This is a genomic window from Actinomadura madurae (genome assembly GCF_900115095.1).
GTDB classification, from domain to species: domain Bacteria; phylum Actinomycetota; class Actinomycetes; order Streptosporangiales; family Streptosporangiaceae; genus Spirillospora; species Spirillospora madurae.
On sequence record NZ_FOVH01000032.1, the window covers coordinates 22,429 to 45,093 of the forward strand.

The following is a 22,665-nucleotide window of genomic DNA, read 5'->3' on the forward strand; positions in this document are numbered from 1 at the left end:
TCATGAGCGAAGACATCCGCCCCTTCCGCATCGACATCCCGCAGGCCGACCTGGACGACCTGCGCGACCGGCTGGCCCGGACCCGGCTGCCGGGCCGGCTCCCCGGCACCGGCGCCGAGCGCGGCGTCCCCGAGGACCACCTGCGCGAGCTGGTCGATTACTGGGCCGGCGGCTACGACTGGCGCGTCCACGAGGCGCGGCTCAACGAGCACCCCCAGTTCGTCACCGAGATCGACGGCCAGCGGATCCACTTCCTGCACGTCCGCTCGCCCGAGCCGGACGCGACGCCGCTGATCCTCACGCACGGCTGGCCCGGCTCGGTCGTGGAGTTCCTCGACGTCATCGGCCCGCTGACCGACCCGCGCGCCCACGGCGGCGACCCCGCGGACGCGTTCCACCTCGTCATCCCCTCGATCCCCGGCTTCGGGTTCTCCTCGCCGCTCGCCGGCACCGGCTGGGACCTGCACCGCATCGCCGAGGCGTGGGCGGTGCTGATGGAGCGCCTCGGCTACCACCGCTACGGCGCCCAGGGCGGCGACTACGGGTCGGGGATCTCCCGCGAGCTCGGCCACGTGGCGCCCGAGCGGCTGATCGGCGTGCACGTGAACTTCCTGCTCACGTTCGGCTCGCCGGAGGGGCTGGACGAGGCCGACCGGGAGCGGCTCGGGGGACTGGAGCGCTTCACATCCGACATGGGCGGCTACATGGCCATCCAGTCGACCCGCCCGCAGACCCTCGCCTACGGCCTCGCCGACTCCCCGGCCGGGCAGCTCGCGTGGATCGCCGAGAAGTTCACCGAATGGACCGAGGACGGCGTCGACCGCGACGCGCTGCTGACCAACGTCACCCTCTACTGGCTGACCAACACCGGGGGCTCCTCGGCGCAGCTCTACTACGAGGCGTCCCGCACCTGGGGCGGCAAGGGGGCCTCGACCGTCCCGACCGCGGTGGCCGTCTTCCCGCACGAGGCCGCGCTGCCCGTCCGGGCGCTGGCCGAGCGGACCGACAAGATCGTCCGCTGGACGGAGTTCGAGCGCGGCGGCCACTTCGCCGCGCTGGAGCAGCCGGACCTGCTCGTGTCCGACGTCCGGGCCTTCTTCCGGGAACTGACCCGCGGGTAGATCGTCTAGGTTTGCCCCATGAGCGATTCTGTGGCGGTGGGGCTGGTCGGGGCGGGGCCCTGGGCCGGGATGGTGCACGCGCCCGCGCTGGCGGCGGGGCCGGCCACCCGGCTCGCGGGCGTGTGGGCGCGGCGTCCGGAGGCGTCGGCCGAGCTGGCCGGCAAGCACGGCGCGCCCTCGTTCGCGCGGATCGAGGAGCTGTTCGACGCCTGCGAGGCCGTCGCGTTCTCCGTCCCGCCGGACGTCCAGGCCGGCCTTGCCGCCCGGGCCGTCCGGGCGGGCAAGGCCGTCCTGCTGGAGAAGCCCCTCGCCATGGACCTGGACGGCGCCCGCCGGGTCGCCGGCGCGATCGCCGAGGCGGGCGTCGTCTCGCAGATGGTCTTCACGCTGCGCTACTCGCGGGCGGCCCGCGCCTTCCTCGCCCGCGCGGCGGAGCTGGAGCCGTTCGGCGGCTACGGGTCGTTCGTCTCCTCCGTGCTGAGCGGCGGGCCCTTCGCCACCCCGTGGCGGCTGGAGAAGGGCGCGCTGCTCGACCTCGGCCCGCACATCGTCGACCTGCTGGACGCCTCGCTCGGCCGGGTCGCCGGCGTCCGCGCGCACGGCGACCCCCTCGGCTGGGTCGGGCTGACGCTGGAGCACGAGGGCGGCGCTGTCAGCCAGGCGTCGGTGTCGATGGCGGGACACGGGGAACTGCCGCCCGCACGTGTCGAGGTGTACGGGCGCAATGGGCACGCGCAGCTCGACTGGTCGCAGCTCGGCGACGACGCGTTCGCGACGATGGTGGCGGAGTTCGCGGCGGCGGTCCGCGGCGGGCCGAGCCCGCTGCTGGACGCCGCGCACGGCCTGCGGATCCAGGAGGTCCTCGCCGCGGCCGAGGCCCAGCTGGCGGGTTAGCGCAAATTCCCGATTGGCTTCATAGGAAATAGCCTGCCATCCTGGATCCCATGGCTCGCACCATCGATGAGATCCTCGCCGAAGCCCGCGGCAGGCTGGAACGCGTCCACCCCGACCAGGCCCACGCCGAGGCGCGTGACGGGGCGGTCCTCGTCGACATCCGCCCGTCGGCCCAGCGCGCCGACGAGGGCGAGGTGCCCGGCGCGCTGATCGTCGAGCGCAACGTCCTGGAATGGCGGTTCGACCCGTCCTCGGCCGCCCGCCTGCCGGAGGCCACCGGCCACGACCTGCGCGTCATCGTGCTCTGCTCGGAGGGCTACACCTCCAGCCTCGCCGCCGCGTCCCTGCACGACCTCGGCCTGGCCCGCGCGACCGACGTCGTCGGCGGGTTCAAGGCGTGGCGCGCGGCGGGCCTCCCGACGACCGGGGGAGCGGGCCGTTGAGCGTCGTCGCGCTGGTGGGCAACCCGCGACCCGGGTCCCGCACGCTCGGGGTGGCGCACACGGCCGTGCGGGCGGTGCAGGAGCGGATCGAGAAGGCGGGCGGGGCACGGACCGTCGACCTGTCGGCGCTGGCGTCCGGCCTGCTCAGCGCCGACCCGCCGCCCGAGGTGCGGGAGGCGCTGGACACCGTCGGCGGCGCGGACGTGCTGGTGGTGGCGAGCCCGACCTACAAGGCCACCTACACCGGGCTGCTGAAGGTGTTCCTCGACCGGTTCGGCGCGGGCTCGCTCGCGTCCACGGCCGCCCTGCCGCTGCTGGTCATGGGCGACGCCAAGCACTCCCTCGCCGTGGAGACGCACCTGCGCCCGCTCCTGGTCGAGCTGGGCGCGCACGTCCCGACCCCGGGGCTGGCCCTGCTGGAGTCCCAGATCCCGGACGCCGACGAGGTGGTCGGCGCCTGGATCGCCCGGATCGCCCCGCAGGTCACCGGCTTCCTCGCCGCCCGCTGACGGCCCGCCCGCCGAGCCCGTCCCGGATCCGGGGGCCTCGGCGTCGCGGCGGCTCAGGAGTGGGGGAGGAAGTGGCCGAAGAGCCCGCGCTGGTAGAGCAGCGGGCGATCGTCGTCCCTCGGCTCGGCGCGCGTGACGAGACCGACGACGAGGATGTGGTCGCCGATGTCCATCACGGTGTGCGGGACGCAGTGCAGGTGCGCGCAGACGCCGTCCAGCAGGGGGACGCTGTCCTCGCCCGCGTGCCAGGCCGTGGGCGCGGTGAACCGGTCCACGCCGCGCCGGGCGAACCGCGACGCCAGCGCGGCCTGGTCGCCCGCCAGGATGTTCACCGCGAAGCGGTCGGCGGCGCGGATGGCCGGCCAGGTCGTGGAGGCGCGGTCGACATAGAACGAGACGAGGGGCGGATCGAGGCTGACCGAGGAGAAGGACGTGGCGGTGAGGCCGGCCGGCGCGCCGCCGGACCGGGCGGTGACGATGACGACGCCGGCCGCGTGCAGGGCGAGGGCCCGGCGGAACCGTGCGGGGTCCACCGCCTGGGCCGGCAGGATCTCGGTCATCAGGTCGTTCCTCCGGATCGGGCCATAACTCGATATTACCTACCAACTAGATAGGAAATGGGCCGCGGATGCCACCCCTGCCCGAGGTGACGTGGATCACGCGCGCCCCCCGTCCCGCCACCCGGTTGACGTCAAAATTTAGTTTTCCTACTTTGAAGGTGTGTAATCAGTTGGAGGGGACGCCATGACCACGCCGAAGACCGGGCCCGCCTACGCGAGCCCCGCCGACGTGGGCGCCTATGGTGCCTACGGGCCGGGCCGAGTCGACGTGAAGAACGGATGGAAACGGCCGCTCTACCCATTCCAGGGCCGCATCACGTCCGACGGGGCCAGCGGATTCCGCGCCGAGCCCGGCCGCTACCACCTGTACGTGGCATGGGTCTGCCCCTGGGCGCAGCGCACCGCCATCGTCCGCATCCTGACCGGATTGGACGACGTGGTCTCCCTCTCCTACGTCGACGACGAGCGGGACGCTCGCGGCTGGGCGTTCCGCGAGCGGCGCGGCGCCGACCCGGTCAACGGCTTCAGGTTCCTGCAGGAGGCGTACGAGGCCACCGAGCCCGGCTACCCGGGCCACCTGTCGGTGCCCGTCCTCTGGGACCGCGAGACGGGACGGATCGTCAGCAACCACTTCCCCGACATCACGATCGACCTCGGCGCGGCGTTCACCGAGTGGGCCGATCCGTCGGTGCGCCTCTACCCGCCCGAACTCCGCCCCGAGATCGACTACCTGAACGCCTACATCTACGAGCACGTCAACGACGGGACCTACAAGGTCGCCGGGGCCACCACCCAGGACGCCTACGAGGACGCCCGCGAAGGGCTCATCACGGCGCTGGAGCTGCTGGAGGAGCGGCTCGACTCCCGCCGATTCCTGCACGGCGGCACGATCACCGAATCGGACGTCCGCCTGTGGGTGACCCTGGCGCGCTTCGACCTGCTCTACAACCCCCTCGGCCGGATCAGCGAGCGCGGGCTGACCGACTTCCCGAACCTGTGGGGCTACGCCCGCGACCTCTATCAGCGGCCCGCCTTCCGCGACACGACCGACTTCTCCGCCTTCCACGTGGACAAGCCGCCCTTCCTCAACGACGGCCCGCTGCGCATCGAGGTGGAGCCGTACGAGGCCGACTGGGACGCCCCGCACGACCGCGAGCACCCCACCCGCTGATCATTCAGACCCGCCGGGCGATGACCGGGGGAGTTGAGGTCTTAACATTCATGATGTTAACTTTCTGCCCTGGCGTCGCGCGCGAGCGCCGTCCGGACGGAGGAGCGGGGCATGAGCGACCGGCATCGGCGGGCGCCCGCCGAGCGGCGGGACGCGATCGCCGAGGCGGTGCTCGCCCGTGGCTCGGGGACGGCGGCGGAGTTCGCCGAGCGGTTCGGCGTCAGCCTCATGACGATCCACCGTGACCTGGACGAGCTGGAACGGCAGGGCGTCGTCCGCAAGTACCGCGGCGGGGTCACCGCCCTGCGGTCGGGGGTCTTCGAGAGCAGCGTCGCCTACCGGGCCTTGTCGATGCGCGAGGAGAAGGAGGCCATCGCCGCGGCGGCCGTGGAATTGGTCGAACCCGGCATGGCGGTCATGCTCGACGACTCGACGACGGCCCTGGCCGTCGGCCGGCGGCTCCGCGACCTCGCCCCGCTGACGATCGTCACCAACTTCCTCGACGGGCTCAACCTGCTGGCCGCGGCGGAGGGCATCCGGCTGATCGCCCTCGGCGGCGACCACGACCCCCTGCACAACTCGTTCATGGGCGTCTCGTGCGTGGAGATGATCGAGTCCCTGCGGGCAGACCTGTGCTTCGTGTCGGCGTCGGCGGTGTCGGGCGGCGACGTCTGCCACCAGGAGCAGCGGGTCGTCGGGGTGAAGCGGGCCATGCTGCGCAGCGCCGTGCGCAGCGTCCTGCTGCTGGACCACACGAAGCTGGGCCGCACCGCGCTCCACCGGGTGGCCCCGCTCTCCGCCTTCGACCGCGTGATCGTGGACGACGGTGCCTCGCCCGCCGCGCTCGGGGACCTCGCGAACCGCCAGGTGGAGTACGCGGTCGCCGCCCGCTCGCGCCGCTGACCGGGCGTTAGAACTAACACCCAAGACCAAGTTACTTAACGTCCGAGTGTTGACAGTTCTAACGTTTCTAGTGTTACGTTCTCACCGCGACGGCCGGTGGCCCCGGTCACACGGCCGCCGCATCGGCTCCCCGCCCTTCTTCACGGGCGTACACCGAGGAGAACTCAGTGAAGAAGCACTCCCTCAGGACGGCGGCCGCGACGGCCGCGGCGCTCGCCGTGCTCGCCCCGATGGCGGCGTGCTCGTCCAAGAGCCCGGGATCCGGCGGCGGCGACGCGAAGAACGCCAAGATCGCGTTCCTCATGCCGGACATCGCCTCGACCCGCTACGAGCTGTACGACGCCCCCCTGTTCAAGGCGAAGACCAAGGAGCTGTGCGGCGGCTGCACGGTGCTGTACCAGAACGCCGGCGCCGACGCGTCCAAGCAGCAGCAGCAGGCGAGCTCGGTGCTCGCCCAGGGCGCCAAGGTGATCGTCATCGACCCGGTCGACTCCGCCGCGGCGGCCTCGATCGTCCGGATGGCGCAGTCCCGCGACGTCAAGGTGATCGCCTACGACCGCCCCATCCCGGCGGCCAAGGCCGACTACTACGTCTCGTTCGACAACGAGAAGATCGGCGCGCTGATCGGCCGGTCGCTGGTCGACCACCTGAAGAAGGAGAAGGCCGAGGGCGGCATCCTGGAGGTCAACGGCTCCCCGACGGACGCCGCCGCCAACCTGATCAAGAAGGGCATCCACAGCGCCGTCGACCCGAGCGGGTTCAAGCTGCTCGCCGAGTACGACACCCCCGGCTGGGAGCCCGCGAAGGCCCAGGCGTGGGTCAGCGGCCAGATCAGCAAGTACCGCGGGCAGATCGCCGGCGTCGTCGCGGCGAACGACGGCACGGGCGGCGGCGCGATCGCCGCGTTCAAGGCCGCCGGCGTGGACGTCCCGCCGGTCACCGGCAACGACGCCGAGCTGGCCGCCGCGCAGCGGATCATCGCCGGCGACCAGTACAACACCATCTCCAAGCCGATCAAGATCGTCGCGGAGGCCGCGGCCAAGGCCGCCCACGCCTTCGTCCAGGGCGAGACCCCCAAGGGCAACACGACGCTGTTCGGCACCCCGTCGGAGCTGTTCACGCCGACCGTCGTCACCAAGGACAACATCGGCAAGGTCCTGCTCGGCCCGGACGGTGCCCTCAAGACCGACAAGGTCTGCACCGCCGAGTACGCGGCGGCCTGCGCGAAGCTCGGCCTCCAGTAGAGATCTCCCGAAGGTTCGTCATGTCACCATCGCCCACTCCACCGGCCGGCGCGGCGGGCACCCTGCTGTCGCTGCGCGGCGTGAGCAAGTCGTTCGGCGCGGTCGCCGCGCTCACCGGAGTCGACCTCGACGTCGCCGCCGGCGAGGTCGTCGCCCTCGTCGGCGACAACGGGGCCGGGAAGTCCACCCTCGTGAAGGTCCTGTCCGGCGTGCACGCGCCGGACGCGGGGACCATCACCTTCGAGTCGCGGGAGGTGACCATCCCCACCCCGGCCGCCGCGCAGCAGCTCGGGATCGCGACCGTCTTCCAGGACCTCGCGCTCTGCGAGAACCTCAACGTGATCGAGAACCTGTTCCTCGGCCGCGAGCTGCGGGCGCTGCGCCTGGACGACGTCGCGATGGAGGTCCGCTCCCGGGAGCTGCTGACCCAGCTCTCGGCGAAGATCCCCTCGGTGGGGGTGCCGGTCGCGGCGCTGTCGGGCGGCCAGCGGCAGACGGTGGCGATCGCCCGCTCGCTGCTCGGCGACCCGAAGGTCATCATCCTGGACGAGCCGACCGCCGCGCTCGGCGTCGCGCAGACCGCCGAGGTGCTCAACCTGATCGAGCGGCTCAGGGAGCGCGGGCACGGCGTCATCATGATCAGCCACAACATGGCGGACGTGACGGCCGTCGCCGACACCGTCGCCGTGCTCCGCCTCGGCCGCAACAACGGCGTGTTCGACGCCCGGACGACATCCGCCGAGGAACTGGTCGCCGCCATCACCGGCGCCACGGACAACGTGGTGAGCCGCCGCGCCGGCAAGGCCACCACCGCCACGGAAAGCACCGCCGCGGACGACAACGCAACTCCCCAAGAAGCCGCAACCCCCGGAGGAGACCCGACGCCCGAAGGCGGCGCGGCGCCTGGAGGAGGCATGCCGCTCGGAGATGACGTGGCGTCCCGAGGAGACGCGGCGCCCGAAGGCGGCGCGGAGCCTGGACAGGACGTGACGCCCGAAGGGGACGCGGCGCCTGAAGAAGGCGCGGCGTCGCGAGGAGGCGCGGTGGCCCGAGGCGGCGCGCAGGCCCGGGGAGGCACGAAGCCTGGGGGAGGCGCGGGGGGTCAGGAGGCGGCGGGTGAGAGTGCGGGGATCGGTGACGTCGGGGTGGGGGAGCGGGCCGTGCGGGGCAGGGTGAGGAAGGGAGCCGGTGATGAGTGATCTCCTGGCGCCGCCGGAGATGAAGGGCGGGCCGCCGGACGCGTCCGGTGACCGGGGCGTGCGCGGTGCGCTGGCGGCGATGGCCGACCGGGTCCGCGGCGGCGACCTCGGCGTGGCGCCGGTCGTCGCCGGGCTGGTGGTGATCTGGACCGTGATGCAGATCCTCAACCCGGTCTTCCTGTCCAGCGCCAACCTCGTCAACCTGGCGCTGGAGTGCGTGCCGGTCGGCGTGATCGCGCTCGGCGTGGTGTTCATGCTGCTGGTCGGGCAGATCGACCTGTCCGTCGGGTCGATCAGCGGGCTCAGCGCCGCCGTGGTCGCGGTGCTGTTCGTCGACCACGGCTGGCCGTCCTGGCTGGCGGTCCTGGCCGCGGTGGTGCTGGCCGTCGCGCTCGGCTGGTTCTACGCGCAGGTGTTCAACCGGCTCGGCGTGCCCAGCTTCGTGATCACCCTGGCCGGGCTGCTCGGCTGGCTCGGCCTGCAACTGTGGATCCTCGGCCCCAAGGGGTCGATCAACCTGCCGTTCGACTCGCGGATGGTGACGTTCGCGCAGCTCGACTTCCTCCCGCCGTGGCTGGCCTACACGCTGGTCGTCGTGGCGGCGGCCGCGCTCTACCTGACCGGCCACAACCGGGCCGCGCGGCGGCGCGGGGCGGGACTGCCGGCGACGTCCGAGCGGACGCTGATCCTCCGCGCGGCGGTGCTGCTGGCCGGGCTCGGCGTGGCGGTCTGGTACCTGAACCGGGACCGCGGGGTCGGGTGGATGTTCGTCCTCTTCCTGGCGCTGGTGCTGGTGACGCACTACGCCCTGTCCAGGACGAAGTACGGCAAGTCGATGTACGCGGTCGGCGGCAACGTCGAGGCGGCCCGCCGCGCGGGCATCAACGTGAAGACGATCTACACCTCGGCGTTCGTCATGTGCACCGCGCTCGCCGCGATCGGCGGCATCCTCGCGGCGGCGCGGCTCGCGGCGGCCAACCAGAGCAGCGGCGGCGGGGACGTCAACCTGAACGCGATCGCGGCGGCGGTCATCGGCGGGACGAGCCTGTTCGGCGGGCGCGGCAACGCGTTCGCGGCGCTGCTCGGCATCCTGGTCATCCAGTCGATCTCCAGCGGGCTGACGCTGCTGAACCTCGACTCGTCCTACCGCTTCATGGTCACCGGCGCCGTCCTGCTGCTGGCCGTGGCGCTGGACTCGATGGCCCGCAGGTCGCGCGCCACGCACGGGCGCGCCTGACCGCACGATGGGATCACTACGCAACGGACGGGGGAGCCGATGACGGTCGTCTGCGTCGACGCCGGGACCACGATGATCAAGGCGGTGGGGTACGCCGAGGACGGGACGGAGCTCGCCGTCGCGCGGCGGCCCACCGCGGTGACCAGGCCCGCGCCGGGCCACGCCGAGCAGGACATGGCGGAGGTCTGGCGGGCCGTCGCGGACGCGGTCCGCGAGGTCCTCGCCCGGACCGGCACCGGCGCCGACCTGCTCGCGCTCACCGCGCAGGGCGACGGAAGCTGGCTGGTGGACGGCGACGGCGCCCCCACCGGCCCGGCGATCCTGTGGAACGACGGCCGCGCCGCCGCGGCCGTCGAGCGCTGGGCGGCGTCCGGGGTGCTGGAGGAGGCGTTCCGGGTCAACGGCTCGCTGCATTTCGCGGGCCTGCCGAACGCGATCCTGACCTGGCTGAGCGAGCACGACCCCGACCGGCTCGCCCGCTCGGCGGCGTCGCTGACCTGCGGCGGCTGGATCTTCTCCCGCCTCACCGGGGAGATCGCGGTGGACGGCTCGGACGCGTCCGCGCCGTTCATGGACATCACCGCGCTCCGCTACAGCGACGACCTGCTGCGCCTGTACGGCATGGAATGGGCCCGGCGCCTGCTTCCCGGCCTGCGCGGCGACGACCGGCGCACCGCCCCGCTCACCCCGGACGCCGCGGCCGAGCTGGGCCTGCCGGCCGGCGTTCCCGTCGTCCTCGCCCCCTACGACATCGCGTCCACCGCGATCGGCGCCGGCGCCGTCGACACCGGCCAGGCCTGCACGATCCTCGGCACGACGCTGTGCACGGAGATGGTCGTGGACGGGCCCCGCCTCGCCGGCGAACCGTCCGGGCTCACGGTCGCGATGGGCCTGCCCGGCCGCTACCTGCGGGCCTTCCCGACGCTCGCCGGCGGGCAGGTCGTCGACTGGGCCTGCCGGATCCTCGGCCTCACTGCCCCCGCCGACCTCGCCGAGCTGGCGGTGCGGGTCCCGCCGGGCGCGGGCGGCCTGGTCTTCCTGCCGTACCTGTCGCCCGCCGGGGAGCGCGCACCGTTCCTCGACCCGCGGGCCCGCGGGGCCTTCCACGGCCTCACCGTGGACCACGAGCGGGAGCACCTGGCACGCGCCGTCCTGGAGGGACTGAGCCTGGTCGTCCGCGACTGCCTGACCGCGGCCGAGACCCGGCCCACCGAGCTGCGGGTGAGCGGCGGCGGCTCGGCGAGCCCGATCTGGCTGGGCATGCTGGCCGACGTCACGGGCGTCCCGGTCGTCCGGTCCGCCGACGCCGAGTCCGGTGCCCGCGGCGCCTTCATCGTCGGCCTCCTCGCGACCGGCCGGGCCCGCGACGCGCGCGAGGCCGCCGACGCCCACATCCGCCCCGGCGACTCCTACACCCCGGACGCCGCCCGCGCCGCCCACTACGCGCAGGCGTACGAGGACTTCCTGGCCGTCCGCACCGCGACGGCCCGCGCCTGGCCCACTCTCGCCGCCGCCCGCGCCCGCACCGCCCCGGGGACACCCCGCCCGCCCGATGAGGACGCCCGGCCGGAGGATGCGGGCCTGTGAGCGCCGTGCCCGACGCGGAGGCCGTGTGGGTCGGGGTCGACCTGGGGACGCAGGGGGTGCGCGCGCTGGCCGTCACCGAGTCCGGGACCGTGGCCGGCTCCGGGAGCCGTCCGCTGACCGGGCACCGGGACGGCCCCCGGCACGAGCAGGACCCCGAGGACTGGTGGACCGCCATGGCCGCCGCGTGCCGGCAGGCCCTGCGGGACGTCCCGCCCGCGGCGGTCCAGGGCGTCGCCGTCGACGGCACGTCCGGGACGATCCTCCTCACCGACACCGGCGGACGGCCCCTCACCCCGGCGCTCATGTACGACGACACGCGCGCCGCCGGATACGTGCCGCGGGTCGACGACGCCGGCGGTGAGGTGTGGCGGAGGCTCGGCTACCAGCGCATGCAGCCCGCCTGGGCCCTGCCGAAGCTGCTCTGGCTCCTGGACGGCCGCCCGCGCGGCGGAGCCCGGCTCGCCCACCAGACCGACTTCGTCAACCGGCGGCTGACCGGCCATCCGGTGGCCGCGGACCTCAGCAGCGCGCTGAAAACGGGCGCCGACCTCATCGCCGAGGCGTGGCCGCGGGACGTGTTCGACGCCCTGGACGTCCCCGCCGACCTGCTCCCGCCGCTGGAACGCTCCGGGACGCCCCTCGGGACGGTGTGCGGCCCCGCCGCCGAGGCCACCGGCCTCCCGGAGGGCACCCCGGTCATCGCGGGAGCCACCGACGGGTGCGCCGCGCAGCTCGGCACGGGACGGCTCACCGCCGGCTCCTGGAACTCGGTCCTCGGGACGACGCTCGTCCTCAAGGGCGTCACCGACGACCTCGTCCACGATCCGTTCGGCGTCGTCTACTCCCACAAGGCACCGGACGGGCGGTGGCTGCCCGGCGGCGCCTCCAGCACCGGCGCCGGCGCGATCGCCCGCGAATTCCCCGGCCGCGACCTGGCCGACCTGGACCGGCGCGCCGCCGCCCACGAGCCCGCGGCGGCGCTGGCCTACCCGCTCGTCCCGGCGGGGGAGCGGTTCCCGTTCCTCGCCCCGGACGCCCGCGGGTTCCGGCTCGGCGGGACGGGCGACGAGGCCGACGACTTCGCCGCCGTCCTGCAGGGCGTCGGCTACCTGGAGCGGCTCTGCTTCGACCACCTCGACCTGCTCGGCGCCCCCACCGGCGGCGACCTGACGCTGACGGGCGGCGCGGCGCGCAGCGACTACTGGTGCCAGCTGCGCGCCGACATCCTCGGGCGCCCGGTCGTGCTGCCCCGGCAGGCCGAGCCCGCGCTCGGCGCCGCCGTCCTCGCCGCCGCGCCCGGCCGCGACGTCGCGGAGGCGGCCGGGCGGATGGTCGCCGTCCGGACCGTCATCGACCCGCGCCCGGACCGGGCCGGCGTGTTCGACGCCCCCTACCTGCGGCTGGTCGGCGAGCTGGAACGGCGCGGCTGGCTGCCCGCCGAGACCGCCGGGCACGCACGCGAGAGGACATCCCGATGACGCGCCTCGTCCTCGTCCGGCACGGGGAGACCGAGTGGCACGCCGAGAACCGGTACGCCGGGACCAGCGACGTCGCGCTGACCCCGCGCGGCATGGAGCAGGCCGGTCAGCTCGCCGCATGGGCGGCCGACGCGCGGCCCGACGCGGTGTGGTGCTCGGACCTGACCCGCGCCCGGCGCACCGCCGCGCTGTCCGCCGAGGCGATCGGCGGGCGGCTCCACGTCGACGAACGGCTGCGCGAGCTGGACTTCGGCCAGGGCGAGGGCCTCACCCGCGCCGAGATGGAGCGCAAGTTCCCCGCCGCGCTGCGCGCGTTCCTGGCCGATCCCGTCGCCGGCCACCTGCCCGGCGGCGAGGACCCGGCGGCCGCCGCGCGCCGCTTCACCGGCTGCCTGGACGACATCGCCCGCCGGACGCCCGGCGGACGCGTCCTCGTCGTCGCGCATTCCACGGCGATCCGGCTGGCGCTCTGCCGGCTGCTGGGGGTGCCGCTCAAGGACTACCGGCGGCGGTTCCCGTCGCTGGGCAACTGCGCACTGACCGAGATCCGGCTCCGGGACGGCGACGCCGCCCTCCTGGAGTTCAACACCCCACTGGAGCGATGAATGAGTACCCGCGTGCTCGCGGCCGGTGACCTTTTCGTCCGCAACGAGCTGCTCATCGGGGCGCTGCGCGCCGAGGCGCCCGGGAACCTGGAGTTCTCGGAGGTCACGCTGCCGTGGCCGGTCGAGCCGTTCGGGCGCGTCGCCGAGGTGGACGAGGCGTCCGGGACCGAGGAGCAGCTCGTCGAGGCGCTGCGCGGCGCCGAGGTCTGCGTCACCCAGATGGCGCCGCTGACCCGCCGCATCCTGGAGGCCTCGCCCGCCCTGCGGCTGTTCGGCATCAGCCGCGGCGGACCCGTCAACGCCAACCTGGAGGCCGCCACCGAGCACGGCGTCGCCGTCTGCTTCGCGCCCGGACGCAACGCCGACGCCACCGCCGAGCACACCCTCGGCCTGATCCTCGCCGCGGTGCGCCGCATCCCGCAGACGCACGCCGACCTGCTCGCCGGGCAGTGGCGCGGCGACTACTACCGCTACGACGACGTCGGCGTCGAGATCCGCGGCAGCACGGCCGGCCTGGTCGGCTGCGGCGCCGTCGGCCGCCGCGTCGCCCGGATGCTCGCCGCGCTCGGCGCCCGCGTCCTCGTCCACGACCCGTACCTGGACGACCTCGGCGACCTGTCCGGCATCGCCGAGCAAGTGACCCTGGACGAGCTGCTGGCGCGGGCGCAGATCGTCTCGCTGCACGCCCGCGCCACCCCGCAGACCACCGGGATGATCGGCGCCGCGCAGATCGCGGCCATGCCGCAGGGCTCCATCATCGTCAACTGCGCCCGCGGATCGCTGCTGGACTACGAGGCGGTCTGCGACGCCGCCGAGTCCGGGCACCTGTTCGCCGCCGCCTTCGACGTCTTCCCCGAGGAGCCCATCCCGGCCGGGTCGCGGCTGCTGACCACCCCGAACATCATCGTGACGCCGCACCTGGCCGGGGCCAGCAAGCAGACCGCCGCCAACGCCGCCCGCATCATCGCCGAGGACGTCGGCCGCCACCTGCGCGGCGAGCCCCTCCTGCACTGCGCCAACCCCGAGGTGCGGCAGGCCGCCCGGTCGGCCCGCCCCTAGAGCCCCGCGAAACCCCCACCACGAGGAGGCACGAATGCGCACACCCGGACTCGGCGAGGTCGCTCTCACCCGCCGCGGAGTCCTCGGCTACGCGGGCGCCGCCACGCTCGCCGGAGCCGCCCTGCTGGCCGGCGCCCGCCCCGCCGCGGCCGCCGGACCGTCCTACACCTTCGACCTGCTCTTCAACGTCCCCCACACCGACAACATGCAGGGCCTCGCCTACGCCCGCGGCAGCTTCTACGTCGGTTTCGACGTCGGCGGCGGCAACGGCGTCATCCGCGAGTACGACCGCGACGGCAACACGATCAAGGAGAGCGCGCCGCTCGCCGTCGGGCACGCCGCCGAGATCAGCATCCGCGACCGGGACGGCCTCCTCTACGTCGCCACCGGCGGCGGCACGAACCCGACGAAGGTCAACGTCGTGGACTGGCGCGGCGAGCCGGAGATCGTCCGCACCATCGACTTCTCCTCCCTCGGCAACTCCGGCCTCGCCGCGGTCGACGACCGGCGGGACGGCCTGCTCGTGCACGCCGGGCCGGGCGACCAGGGCCCGTTCGTGTTCGCGTTCACCGACCTCAAGGGCAACGTCCGCTCGACCTTCGACCTCGGCTACCAGGGCGTCCCGCAGGGGCTGGAGATGGCCGGGGACAAGGTCCTCTACTACACCAACAACACCATCACGGTGCTGGACCGGGCCGGCACGATCCTGGACGCGATCACGATCCCGCTGACCGGGGAGAGCGAAGGCCTGGCCGTCGCGCCCGCCGGGCGGGGCACCCGCGTCTTCTTCGGCTACAACAAGCCCAACCGCGTGTACGCCATGAAGCCGGTGTTCCGCTAACCAGACCAGGCGCGCGGCCGGGTTCCGTCCATACCTCCCACCTCGGCCGCGCGCCTTCCCGATATCTACGCACGGGACGCCCAATTTCGGCGGGCGATATCACGTTGTGCTTAGTGGTCGGACCCGGTGTTTTAGCGGATCGCGATAAATTGGGGTAATACTGCTGATCGGGTCTTGATTTCCGTGGCCATTCGGGTAGAAAAAACCAAATCCCTCTCCCCGAGGAGGCACCCCCGTGAAGGCTCCCATCAAGCTGGCCGCGCCATTGGCCGCCGCGTCCGCCGCGCTCGCGCTGGCCGTCCCCGCCGCGTCCGCCGCCACCACCACGATCCGTGAGGAGAACGCCACCGGAGCGCCCTACACCGGCAACTGGCAGGTCTCCACCGTCGGCACGCTCGACTTCTCCATCGACTTCCTGGGCTCGAAGGTGACCGGCTCGTGCGAGAGCGCGAAACTGCAGGGAACCGTCGTGCCCACGGGCGCCGGCGAACTGACCGCCGCGTCGATCGGCGCCTGCCAGACGTCCAACGGCTTCAGTTCCCCGCCGACCGATCTCGACCTCGGCGACCTGCCCGACAACAGCGGCCAGGTCGCCTACGACCCCGTCTCCGGAGGACGCGACGGAACCCTGTCCATCAACGGCGACCTGCGGTTCAAGATCGAGGGGAAGGTCCTCGGACTCACCGTCACCTGCTATTACGGATTCCGCACGGGTGACACCGAAGGGCTCGTCTTCGACGTCTACAACCGCGACAACCCGAACCGCCCGCTGCCCGACCGGGACGACGCCCAGGGCCGTTCTGACAACATCACGCTCGTGCGGCAGTCGGGAAGCAGCGGGCTGTGCCCGTCCAACGGCACCGGCAGCGGCGCCGCCATCGCCCGCGGGGAGAGCACGCCCGGTTCCGGGGTCTTCGACCGCAAGCTCTACCTGACCTCGTAGCGCACGCGGAGCGGCGGCCGGTCCCCGAGGCCGGTGCAAGGGAGTGGTCATCCACCTCGGGGCCCGGCCGCCCTCACTGTGCCCTCGCGGTGCTGGGTCGCCGTGTCGGAACGACCGGGGGCGTACGGCCGGAATCCTTTTGGACGAACGCGAGGAACTCCGAGACTAACTCTGCTGGTCAGCACCGCGTAATGACACCGCGCTTACAGTTGTTTCCCACTCGTGTCCGGATTCCGGCGTGGCAAAATCACCCGGCCCCGGCGCGGCGACGTCACACCGCGGGCACCTGGCCCGTCCTGTTCCCGTAACCGTCGTTTCCCGGCGGCACGGCCGGGACGGACCAGGGAGCCGGCATGCGTGTTCTCGTCGTGGGCTCGACCGGCGTCATCGGACGCAGGCTCGTCCCCCTGCTGGAGGCCGTCGGGCACGAGGTGTCCTGCCTCGCGCGCCCGCCCGCGAGTGCCGTCGCCGTGGCGAAGGCAGCGCCGGACGCCGTAGTCAACCTCCTGACCGCCCCCCAGCGGTTCCACACCGAGGGCACCCGCACCCTCTACGAGACGACGCAGCGGGCAGGCGCAACCCGCGTCCTCGCCCAGAGCCTCGCCTACGCCTACCAACCAGGTACCGGCCTGGCCGACGAGGACGCGCCGCTCTGGACCGACCGCACGCCCAAGCGGTTCGCGCCCGTCCTGCACGCCCTCATCGAACTCGAACGCCTCACCGCCGAGGCCGGCGGACTCGTCCTGCGGTACGGCCATCTCTACGGACCCGGATCCCCCTTCGCGCCGGACGGGTCCTTCGCCGCCCGCGTCCGCGCCCGCAAGGTCCCCCTGCTGGGCGGCGGGCACTCCACCCTCTCGTTCACCCACGCCGACGACGCCGCCACCGCGGTCGTCGCCGCGCTCGACAAGGACGTCACCGGCGTCCTCAACGTCGTGGACGACACACCGGTCACCATGGGCGAGTTCCTCCCGGAGTACGCCGCACTGCTGGACGCCCCCGCCCCCAAGCACGTCCCCGCTATCCTCGCCCGCCTCACCAAAGGCTCCTGGAGCGCGGCGTTCATGAACGGGCTGCGCGGCGCCGACAACAGCCGCGCCCGCCGCCGCCTCGACTGGCGACCCCGGCACCCGTCGTGGCGGGCCGGCATCCAGAGACCATCGCTGCGTGCGGGACAATGAGACGTGTGAGAGCGGTGGCCATTTCCGACACCCACGCACCGCGGCGCTGGAAGTCGTGCCCGCCGAGGGTGGCCGAGCATCTGCGGGACGCGGACGTGATCCTGCACGCCGGAGACGTGTGCACCGCGTCCGTCCTCGACGAGCTGGCCGAGTACGCGCCCGTCCACGCCGTCCTCGGCAACAACGACGGCCCGGACGTCGCCGCGTGGGGCGCCCCCGAACGCCTCGAACTCGACCTGGACGGCCTCGCCGTCGCGATGGTCCACGACAGCGGCCAGGCCCGCGGCCGCACGGCCCGGATGCGGCGCTGGTTCCCGGACGCCGACCTGGTCGTCTTCGGCCACTCCCACATCCCGCTGGACGAGACCGGCGACGGCGTCCGCATCTTCAACCCGGGGTCGCCCACCGACCGGCGCCGCCAGCCGCACGGCACCCTCGGCCTCCTCGACGTCCACGACGGCCGGCTCACCGGGGCCCGGATCGTTCCCGTAACCTGATCCCGCCCTCGACTGGCGGGGCGCCAACACGGAAGGAGTCCCGCATGACAGACCGCGTCACCGTGAACGTCCATGAAGGAGTCGCCGACGTGCGGCTCAACCGGCCCGACAAGCTCAACGCCCTCGACATGGCCACGTTCGACGCGCTCGCCCAGACCGGCGACGCCCTCGCCGCCGACCCGTCCGTGCGGGCCGTCGTCCTCTCAGGGGAGGGACGCGCCTTCAGCGCCGGCCTGGACTTCGCCAACTTCGCCGCCATGGCCGGCGACGGCGCCCCCGACAGCGGCAGCGAGCGGTTCAGGCGGCTGGCGCAGGACATCACGGCACGCGAACCGGGCCGCATCACCAACCTCGGCCAGCAGGCCGCCCACGTCTGGCGGGAGCTGCCGCAGCCCGTCATCGCCGCCGTGCACGGCCACGCCCTCGGCGGCGGCCTGCAGATCGCGCTCGGCGCCGACATCCGCATCGTCGCCCCGGACGCGAAGCTGTCGATCCTGGAGATCCGCTGGGGCCTGGTGCCCGACATGACCGGCACCGCCGCGCTGATCCGCCTCGTCGGCGAGGACGTCGCGAAGGAGCTCACCTTCACCGGCCGGATGGTCTCCGGCGAGGAGGCCGCCCGGATCGGCCTGGCCACCCGCACCGCCGACGACCCGCACACCGCGGCGACCGAGCTGGCCCGCGAGATCGCCGGAAACAGCCCCGACGCCGTCCGCGGCGCCAAACGCCTCCTCAACCGCGCCGGCGACGTCGACCTGGCCGGCCAGTACCTAGAAGAATCCCGCACGCTAGGCGCCCTGCGCGGCACCCCCAACCAGGTAGAGGCCGTCCACGCCTACTTCGAAAAGCGCCCACCCACCTTCACCGACCCCACCTGAACCACCGCCCGCCCCCACTCGTTGACAAGCGGCCGCATCACCGGGTCAGCGCCAGCGACCAAGCGACGGCCTGACCCTCGCGCAAGGCGGACCGCTGCGTCAACGGCCACCGTGCTGCGGGGGAAGCAGATCCGGTGCCTGCTCGGACGCGCCCCCCGCACAGGGGTGATCGAGGACTCTTCTGCCATGGCCGGACCGTACGCACGGGCAAGCGCCGAGGACACTGGGGACGCCGGTCGTCTCCGATCACCATGCCTCTTGGCGAAGGGATTCTGGAATGTAACACTGAAGGTCGGGGTGATAATCGAACACGGTGGAGCCGGGGCCGATGGCGCAGAGTGACGACATGTACCGGACTTCTCTGCACTATCGGTCACACCTGCCGGTGGGAATCCGTTGGATCCCCGGGGTTCTGGTGGCGTTGGCCTTCTCTCCGCTGTATGGGTGGGCCGTGCAAGCAGGGCGTCTGTCCTACGTGGCCCTCCCGGCGGTCACCGTTGCGACGGTCCTTGTCACGAACTTCTTCCTCGCGCAGAAAGTGGTGTTGACGGGCGATGGTGGGCTGACCATCACCACCCTGGGGCGGCGCATCGTTGTCGATGTGCGGCGCATCAACGAGATCAGCGTCCCCGCGCACGCCCGCGGGGGATTCGGCTTCGCACGGGTCCGCTGGAACGGCGGAGGGCTCCGGATGTGGCAAGCGACCTACCTTCTCGATCCACATCGCAGGTACCGTAACCCCGCTTTTGGAAGCGTCAGCGAAGACTTTCGGGACTTGGTCTATCGCCTATACCTGATCAATCCAGCAATGACAATTCAAGGCGTCCAACCACCGGCCTGGGCTCTCTCACCGCCGCCGCGCAGACCATCCACACTTCGCTGACCACGAGCAGCACAGTTGCCATCTCGCTGACCTTCGGCTAGCCGGCCGCACTATCCGCCCGAGCCGCCACCTGACGGTGAAACTCGTTGAGTGTCGCGGTGATGACCTCCGCCGCAGCCAACCATCCGGTGACGTCATCGTCGTTCTTGTGATCGTTCAATGGCACTGTGTCGAGCTCCAGCATGCCGTTGTCGTAGGCAGTGAGCTTCAACGTAAGCGTCAGACCCTTGTTCCGAGGAGTGGGCTTGACGTCCATGGTCTCGCGGATCCGCTTCAGGCTGGCTGGCACCAGAGCCTCCCAATGGCTGCGAACTAATGAATGTCAACATAGAGCCATTTGCTTACAAGCGAGAGCGGAACCGTCCAGGGCTGTCTCCCCAGCCCCCTCGACCAGCACCGCGATATCCCGCACGCCCTCACCCGTCCAAGGCCAGCCACCCTCGTTGTTAGACGCCACTGGAGTTGTGGGAGTGTTCTAGCAGGTGGTGCCGCCCGCTCCGAGCCGCAGGGCGCCGGTACGGGGATCGTGAGGTGCTGGGGCGATCACCTTTGTGGCCACCACCGTCTGCACCTGGCAGCAGATGCCGCCGGTGTTCGGGCCGTCGAGTCCCACCGCGCACCGACGTTTCACCGAGTGGGGCGCCGCGCGGGCGTGGGCCAAGGGTCACCAGCCGGTGTCAGGACGAGCTGGGCGCCCGCACGTCGCCCGCCGAGCCCTCCAACGGCTGGGACGGCACCGCTGGGTCGTGGAACGCACGGTGTGCTGGCTGAGCGGCTGCCGCCGCCTACACCGCCGCTACGAACACCAGCCCGAGCCCTTCATGGCCTTCGTCGCCGTCGCGCTGATCTGCCACCACCGACTCACCAAACAAGATGACGTTCTACTGGGTTCGTCGCTGGCTGTGTCGCTAGGCGCCGCGAGAGGCCAAGCGCGGTGGGTGGCCGTCTCGTCTTCGGAGGCCGCGGGCGGTTTCCGCTTACTGAGTCTGGTTCGTCGTCTGCTGGGTCGTTGGGTGTCGGTGGTGGTCCGGCTAGGTGGTGTGGCCGTCCCGCCTCGGTGCGTTGTACGTCGCGCGGACTTTTCCGCTTGCCTCCGGAGGCTGCCGATGGCGGCCGAACGCAATGGCGTGGCTGTCTGTGTACGGTCTGTGTCGCGTTGGCCGTCCGGCTCACCCAGAGAGGTTGCCGATGGTTGTCGTTTGGTGTCCCGCGGGGGCCGCGGGCTGCAGGGCTGATCCTCCCGATTGGGACCGCGTCGGCGAGGTGGCGGGCGTGGCGGGTGCTGCCGCAGATGGGATGGGCCGAGCTGCGCTGGGCGGCTGCGCGCTCACCGCCGTCGGTCCGCCGTCGTGGCGGACGCCCAGGCCGGTTCGGCGGCTGCGTGGGCCGTGGGCGGCGGTCGATCGTGAGCTAGCGCTGCCGACGTCCGCGACGGTGTCGGCTTGCTTGGGGAACGTCCACCGAAGGGCACCGCCCACACCTGGCAGACGTCCAGATCGCGAGCGGCGAGCGCAACACCCAGTCGCGAGGTTCGGCGAGCGGGACGCCGATATTCGAGCCGAGGGCGAGCCATGGAGATCTACGGACGGTGTGTCGGACGACGATCGCTGTCACTCGTGGCCGTCGACGGTGAGGTATCCGGCGACCTTCACTCGGTCGTGCTTGTCAGGGCAGGTCGCTCTGCGGGACGACCGGGGTCTGACTCTCTGCGTTCCAGACCAGCGTCGCGATCGAGAGGCTGCCGTCCGACAGTTCGATGTGCCGTCGACGGTCGACATGCGTCCGCCTGCCCATGTCGGGCGAGCTTTGGCGGGATGCGGTCCGTGGCCTCGGTCAGCATGCATTGCTGGCCTACGAGGGTGACCTTGGGGATTTCGCTCCACGAGTCATGCGGCCAGGAACGCGCCGAACGGGAGGTTTCTGACCACCCAGAAGACGACGATCGCTCCGAACAGGAGCCAGATCAGGGCCGGGTGACCCGCCTTCGTGCGCGCCGGCCGATCGAGGGTGCGGGCTCGCGCCCACCTCAGCCAGAAGAACGCGAGGAGCGGCAGCATCACCACGGTCAGGACGTTCAAGGCGAATGCCTCTTGGACCCGGCCGTGCGCCAGCGCGTGGACAGTGCGCATCGAACCGCACCCAGGGCACTGGAACCCGGTCAGTGAGAGGAACGGGCAGGTCGGGTAGTGCCCTTCCTCGTTCGGATCGACGACGGCGACAAGGGAGACGGCCGCGACGGTGAGAAACAGCACACCGCCAGGCTGAAGCAGCCGGACGGCGGCCGCGACCGGTGTCCGGTCACGGCTGCCGCCCGACTGCTCAGGGATCGGCCCGCCCGGCGTGCGCAGGGCGGGCCGCTGCTCGGCGGTCATGGTCAGGTGCTGCTGGAACTCGCCATCGCGATGAAGAAGTAGATGACGCCGACGATCACGCCCAGCACCGCGGACACGATCGCCCACGTCTTCGCGTTGTTCGACGCCTTGTACGCGCCCGCTTGATCGCCCGACATCCACTTCGAGTTGACCTGGGCGGCGAAGACGATGGACACGATCCCGGCGGGCAGGCAGCAGAGGATCGTGGTCGCGATCGCCCACGGGAGGTGGTTCGGGGGCGGTCCGGCACTGTGGGCGGGGCCGGGCGGGGGCGCGGGCGGGTAGGCCATGTTCGGTCCTCCGGTACTTGGGCTGGGTTGACTCAAGTAGATAGATGGCGATCAGGTACGCCGGGTTCCCACTCAAACACGAAGATCCTGCCAGGTCACGCCGAATCGGCGTCGAGTTGACGACGGCGCGTCGATCACGTAAGTTAACCCCTCGTCCCCACACGGATGCAGGACGCCCACATGGCGGCCGGCCGAACAACGGGGAAACCACCACTCGATCAGCCGACGCGGTCTTGCCGTGTCTGCTGTGTTGTGTTGGGTCAGAAAAGGCTCGTTTTGACAATCGGGCCGGATCTGATGAAATAGCTCCACCGCCCGGAAGGCGCCGCGCAAGCGGCAACGGAAAGGCGTATCGGAGAAGCCGGGAAATTGACAGCCCGGAAGAATCCGATAAAGTAAGACGAGTCGCCCCGGAGCGGGAAACGCGAAAGCGAATCCAGCGCGGTGGGTGTCCGTTTCTTGAGAACTCAACAGCGTGTTAAAAGCCAGTGCCTTTATCGGTTCGGCCTGTTGTGGCTGGACCGCCCCGTGACCGTCATCTTTTGTGGTGATGGTCTGGGATTTCTTTGAGGCAACGCACAGACCCTTGGGGTTTTGTGTTTGCTGGGATTTTCTTCGAGGTTTGGCCGGCTGGGGTTCGCGCCTTGGTTGGTCGTTAGGCCTTAATGGAGAGTTTGATCCTGGCTCAGGACGAACGCTGGCGGCGTGCTTAACACATGCAAGTCGAGCGGAAAGGCCCCTTCGGGGGTACTCGAGCGGCGAACGGGTGA

23 protein-coding genes, 1 rRNA gene and 2 pseudogenes are annotated in these 22,665 nt (G+C 71.8%); 21 read left to right on the forward strand and 5 right to left on the reverse strand.

What is annotated here, in order from left to right; all coding sequences use genetic code 11:
• The first annotated feature begins 2 nt into the window (after positions 1-2).
• Genes BM339_RS45860 through BM339_RS45875 form a run of 4 tightly spaced genes read left to right on the forward strand, consistent with a single transcriptional unit; the run spans position 3 to position 2,967 of the window.
• The gene (locus BM339_RS45860) at positions 3-1,121 is read left to right on the forward strand and encodes an epoxide hydrolase family protein (RefSeq protein WP_075024927.1); all 1,119 of its coding nucleotides are present in this window, start codon (positions 3-5) and stop codon (positions 1,119-1,121) included.
• 18 nt (positions 1,122-1,139) lie between these two features.
• Entirely contained in the window at positions 1,140-2,015 is an 876-nt protein-coding gene (locus tag BM339_RS45865; RefSeq protein WP_075024928.1) for a Gfo/Idh/MocA family protein, read from the forward strand.
• 50 nt (positions 2,016-2,065) lie between these two features.
• Positions 2,066-2,458 (forward strand): rhodanese-like domain-containing protein, encoded by a 393-nt coding sequence (locus BM339_RS45870; protein WP_021597100.1) that lies wholly within the window; start codon positions 2,066-2,068, stop codon positions 2,456-2,458.
• Positions 2,455-2,967 (forward strand): NADPH-dependent FMN reductase, encoded by a 513-nt coding sequence (locus BM339_RS45875; protein WP_075024941.1) that lies wholly within the window; start codon positions 2,455-2,457, stop codon positions 2,965-2,967. The genes BM339_RS45870 and BM339_RS45875 overlap by 4 nt, the downstream gene beginning before the upstream one ends.
• Before the next feature lie 53 nt (positions 2,968-3,020).
• Here BM339_RS45875 and BM339_RS45880 read toward each other — a convergent pair whose 3' ends face one another.
• Entirely contained in the window at positions 3,021-3,527 is a 507-nt protein-coding gene (locus BM339_RS45880) for a flavin reductase family protein (RefSeq protein ID WP_075024929.1), read from the reverse strand.
• A gap of 184 nt (positions 3,528-3,711) precedes the next feature.
• Here BM339_RS45880 and BM339_RS45885 point away from each other — a divergent pair, with 184 nt between their 5' ends.
• From BM339_RS45885 to BM339_RS45955, 15 genes and pseudogenes are all read left to right on the forward strand, one after another.
• Positions 3,712-4,698: a glutathione S-transferase C-terminal domain-containing protein gene (locus BM339_RS45885; RefSeq protein ID WP_075024930.1), complete on the forward strand. Its 987-nt coding sequence runs from the start codon at positions 3,712-3,714 to the stop codon at positions 4,696-4,698.
• 111 nt (positions 4,699-4,809) lie between these two features.
• Positions 4,810-5,601: a DeoR/GlpR family DNA-binding transcription regulator gene (locus BM339_RS45890; RefSeq protein WP_075024931.1), complete on the forward strand. Its 792-nt coding sequence runs from the start codon at positions 4,810-4,812 to the stop codon at positions 5,599-5,601.
• 167 nt (positions 5,602-5,768) lie between these two features.
• Positions 5,769-6,845 (forward strand): ABC transporter substrate-binding protein, encoded by a 1,077-nt coding sequence (locus tag BM339_RS45895; RefSeq protein WP_177287935.1) that lies wholly within the window; start codon positions 5,769-5,771, stop codon positions 6,843-6,845.
• 20 nt (positions 6,846-6,865) lie between these two features.
• Positions 6,866-7,666 (forward strand): annotated as a pseudogene (locus BM339_RS45900) (ATP-binding cassette domain-containing protein); the annotation flags it as partial.
• A gap of 370 nt (positions 7,667-8,036) precedes the next feature.
• Positions 8,037-9,281, forward strand: coding sequence for a sugar ABC transporter permease (locus BM339_RS45905; RefSeq protein ID WP_218163943.1), 1,245 nt, complete (start codon positions 8,037-8,039; stop codon positions 9,279-9,281).
• A gap of 39 nt (positions 9,282-9,320) precedes the next feature.
• Complete coding sequence (locus tag BM339_RS45910) at positions 9,321-10,868, forward strand: FGGY-family carbohydrate kinase (RefSeq protein ID WP_075024932.1); 1,548 nt, start codon at positions 9,321-9,323, stop codon at positions 10,866-10,868.
• Entirely contained in the window at positions 10,865-12,346 is a 1,482-nt protein-coding gene (locus BM339_RS45915; RefSeq protein WP_075024933.1) for an FGGY-family carbohydrate kinase, read from the forward strand. Before BM339_RS45910 ends, BM339_RS45915 begins: the two co-directional genes overlap by 4 nt.
• Complete coding sequence (locus tag BM339_RS45920; RefSeq protein WP_021598284.1) at positions 12,343-12,951, forward strand: histidine phosphatase family protein; 609 nt, start codon at positions 12,343-12,345, stop codon at positions 12,949-12,951. The genes BM339_RS45915 and BM339_RS45920 overlap by 4 nt, the downstream gene beginning before the upstream one ends.
• Positions 12,952-14,010 (forward strand): 2-hydroxyacid dehydrogenase, encoded by a 1,059-nt coding sequence (locus BM339_RS45925; protein WP_075024934.1) that lies wholly within the window; start codon positions 12,952-12,954, stop codon positions 14,008-14,010.
• A 34-nt stretch (positions 14,011-14,044) separates the two neighbouring features.
• Positions 14,045-14,851: a hypothetical protein gene (locus BM339_RS45930; protein WP_075024935.1), complete on the forward strand. Its 807-nt coding sequence runs from the start codon at positions 14,045-14,047 to the stop codon at positions 14,849-14,851.
• Positions 14,852-15,086: 235 nt separating this feature from the next.
• Positions 15,087-15,794 carry a hypothetical protein gene (locus BM339_RS45935; protein WP_021598280.1) on the forward strand — a complete coding sequence of 236 codons (708 nt, stop codon included), beginning with the start codon at positions 15,087-15,089 and terminating at the stop codon, positions 15,792-15,794.
• A 353-nt stretch (positions 15,795-16,147) separates the two neighbouring features.
• Positions 16,148-16,975 carry an NAD-dependent epimerase/dehydratase family protein gene (locus tag BM339_RS45940; protein WP_075024936.1) on the forward strand — a complete coding sequence of 276 codons (828 nt, stop codon included), beginning with the start codon at positions 16,148-16,150 and terminating at the stop codon, positions 16,973-16,975.
• A 5-nt stretch (positions 16,976-16,980) separates the two neighbouring features.
• Entirely contained in the window at positions 16,981-17,472 is a 492-nt protein-coding gene (locus BM339_RS45945) for a metallophosphoesterase family protein (RefSeq protein ID WP_024936404.1), read from the forward strand.
• Positions 17,473-17,516: 44 nt separating this feature from the next.
• Positions 17,517-18,350, forward strand: coding sequence for a crotonase/enoyl-CoA hydratase family protein (locus BM339_RS45950; RefSeq protein ID WP_075024937.1), 834 nt, complete (start codon positions 17,517-17,519; stop codon positions 18,348-18,350).
• 328 nt (positions 18,351-18,678) lie between these two features.
• On the forward strand, positions 18,679-19,233 hold the full coding sequence (locus BM339_RS45955; RefSeq protein WP_075024938.1) for a hypothetical protein: 555 nt from the start codon (positions 18,679-18,681) through the stop codon (positions 19,231-19,233).
• A gap of 37 nt (positions 19,234-19,270) precedes the next feature.
• On the opposite strand, the gene BM339_RS45960 is transcribed toward BM339_RS45955, so the two are convergent.
• Positions 19,271-19,522 (reverse strand): hypothetical protein, encoded by a 252-nt coding sequence (locus BM339_RS45960; RefSeq protein WP_021598276.1) that lies wholly within the window; start codon positions 19,520-19,522, stop codon positions 19,271-19,273.
• 167 nt (positions 19,523-19,689) lie between these two features.
• On the opposite strand from BM339_RS45960, the pseudogene BM339_RS52175 reads away from it, so the two are divergent.
• Positions 19,690-20,099 (forward strand): annotated as a pseudogene (locus tag BM339_RS52175) (transposase); the annotation flags it as partial.
• 799 nt (positions 20,100-20,898) lie between these two features.
• Here BM339_RS52175 and BM339_RS52180 read toward each other — a convergent pair.
• The 3 genes from BM339_RS52180 to BM339_RS45980 all read right to left on the reverse strand — a co-directional run bounded on the left by BM339_RS52180 (position 20,899) and on the right by BM339_RS45980 (position 21,895).
• A complete protein-coding gene (locus BM339_RS52180) occupies positions 20,899-21,027 on the reverse strand; it encodes a hypothetical protein (RefSeq protein WP_256255865.1) in 129 nt (42 codons plus the stop codon).
• A 92-nt stretch (positions 21,028-21,119) separates the two neighbouring features.
• The gene (locus BM339_RS45975) at positions 21,120-21,605 is read right to left on the reverse strand and encodes a DUF2752 domain-containing protein (protein WP_256255866.1); all 486 of its coding nucleotides are present in this window, start codon (positions 21,603-21,605) and stop codon (positions 21,120-21,122) included.
• Between the two features lie 2 nt (positions 21,606-21,607).
• On the reverse strand, positions 21,608-21,895 hold the full coding sequence (locus BM339_RS45980) for a CD225/dispanin family protein (protein ID WP_021598272.1): 288 nt from the start codon (positions 21,893-21,895) through the stop codon (positions 21,608-21,610).
• A gap of 662 nt (positions 21,896-22,557) precedes the next feature.
• On the opposite strand from BM339_RS45980, the gene BM339_RS45985 reads away from it, so the two are divergent.
• Positions 22,558-22,665, forward strand: a 16S ribosomal RNA gene (locus tag BM339_RS45985); the annotation flags it as partial.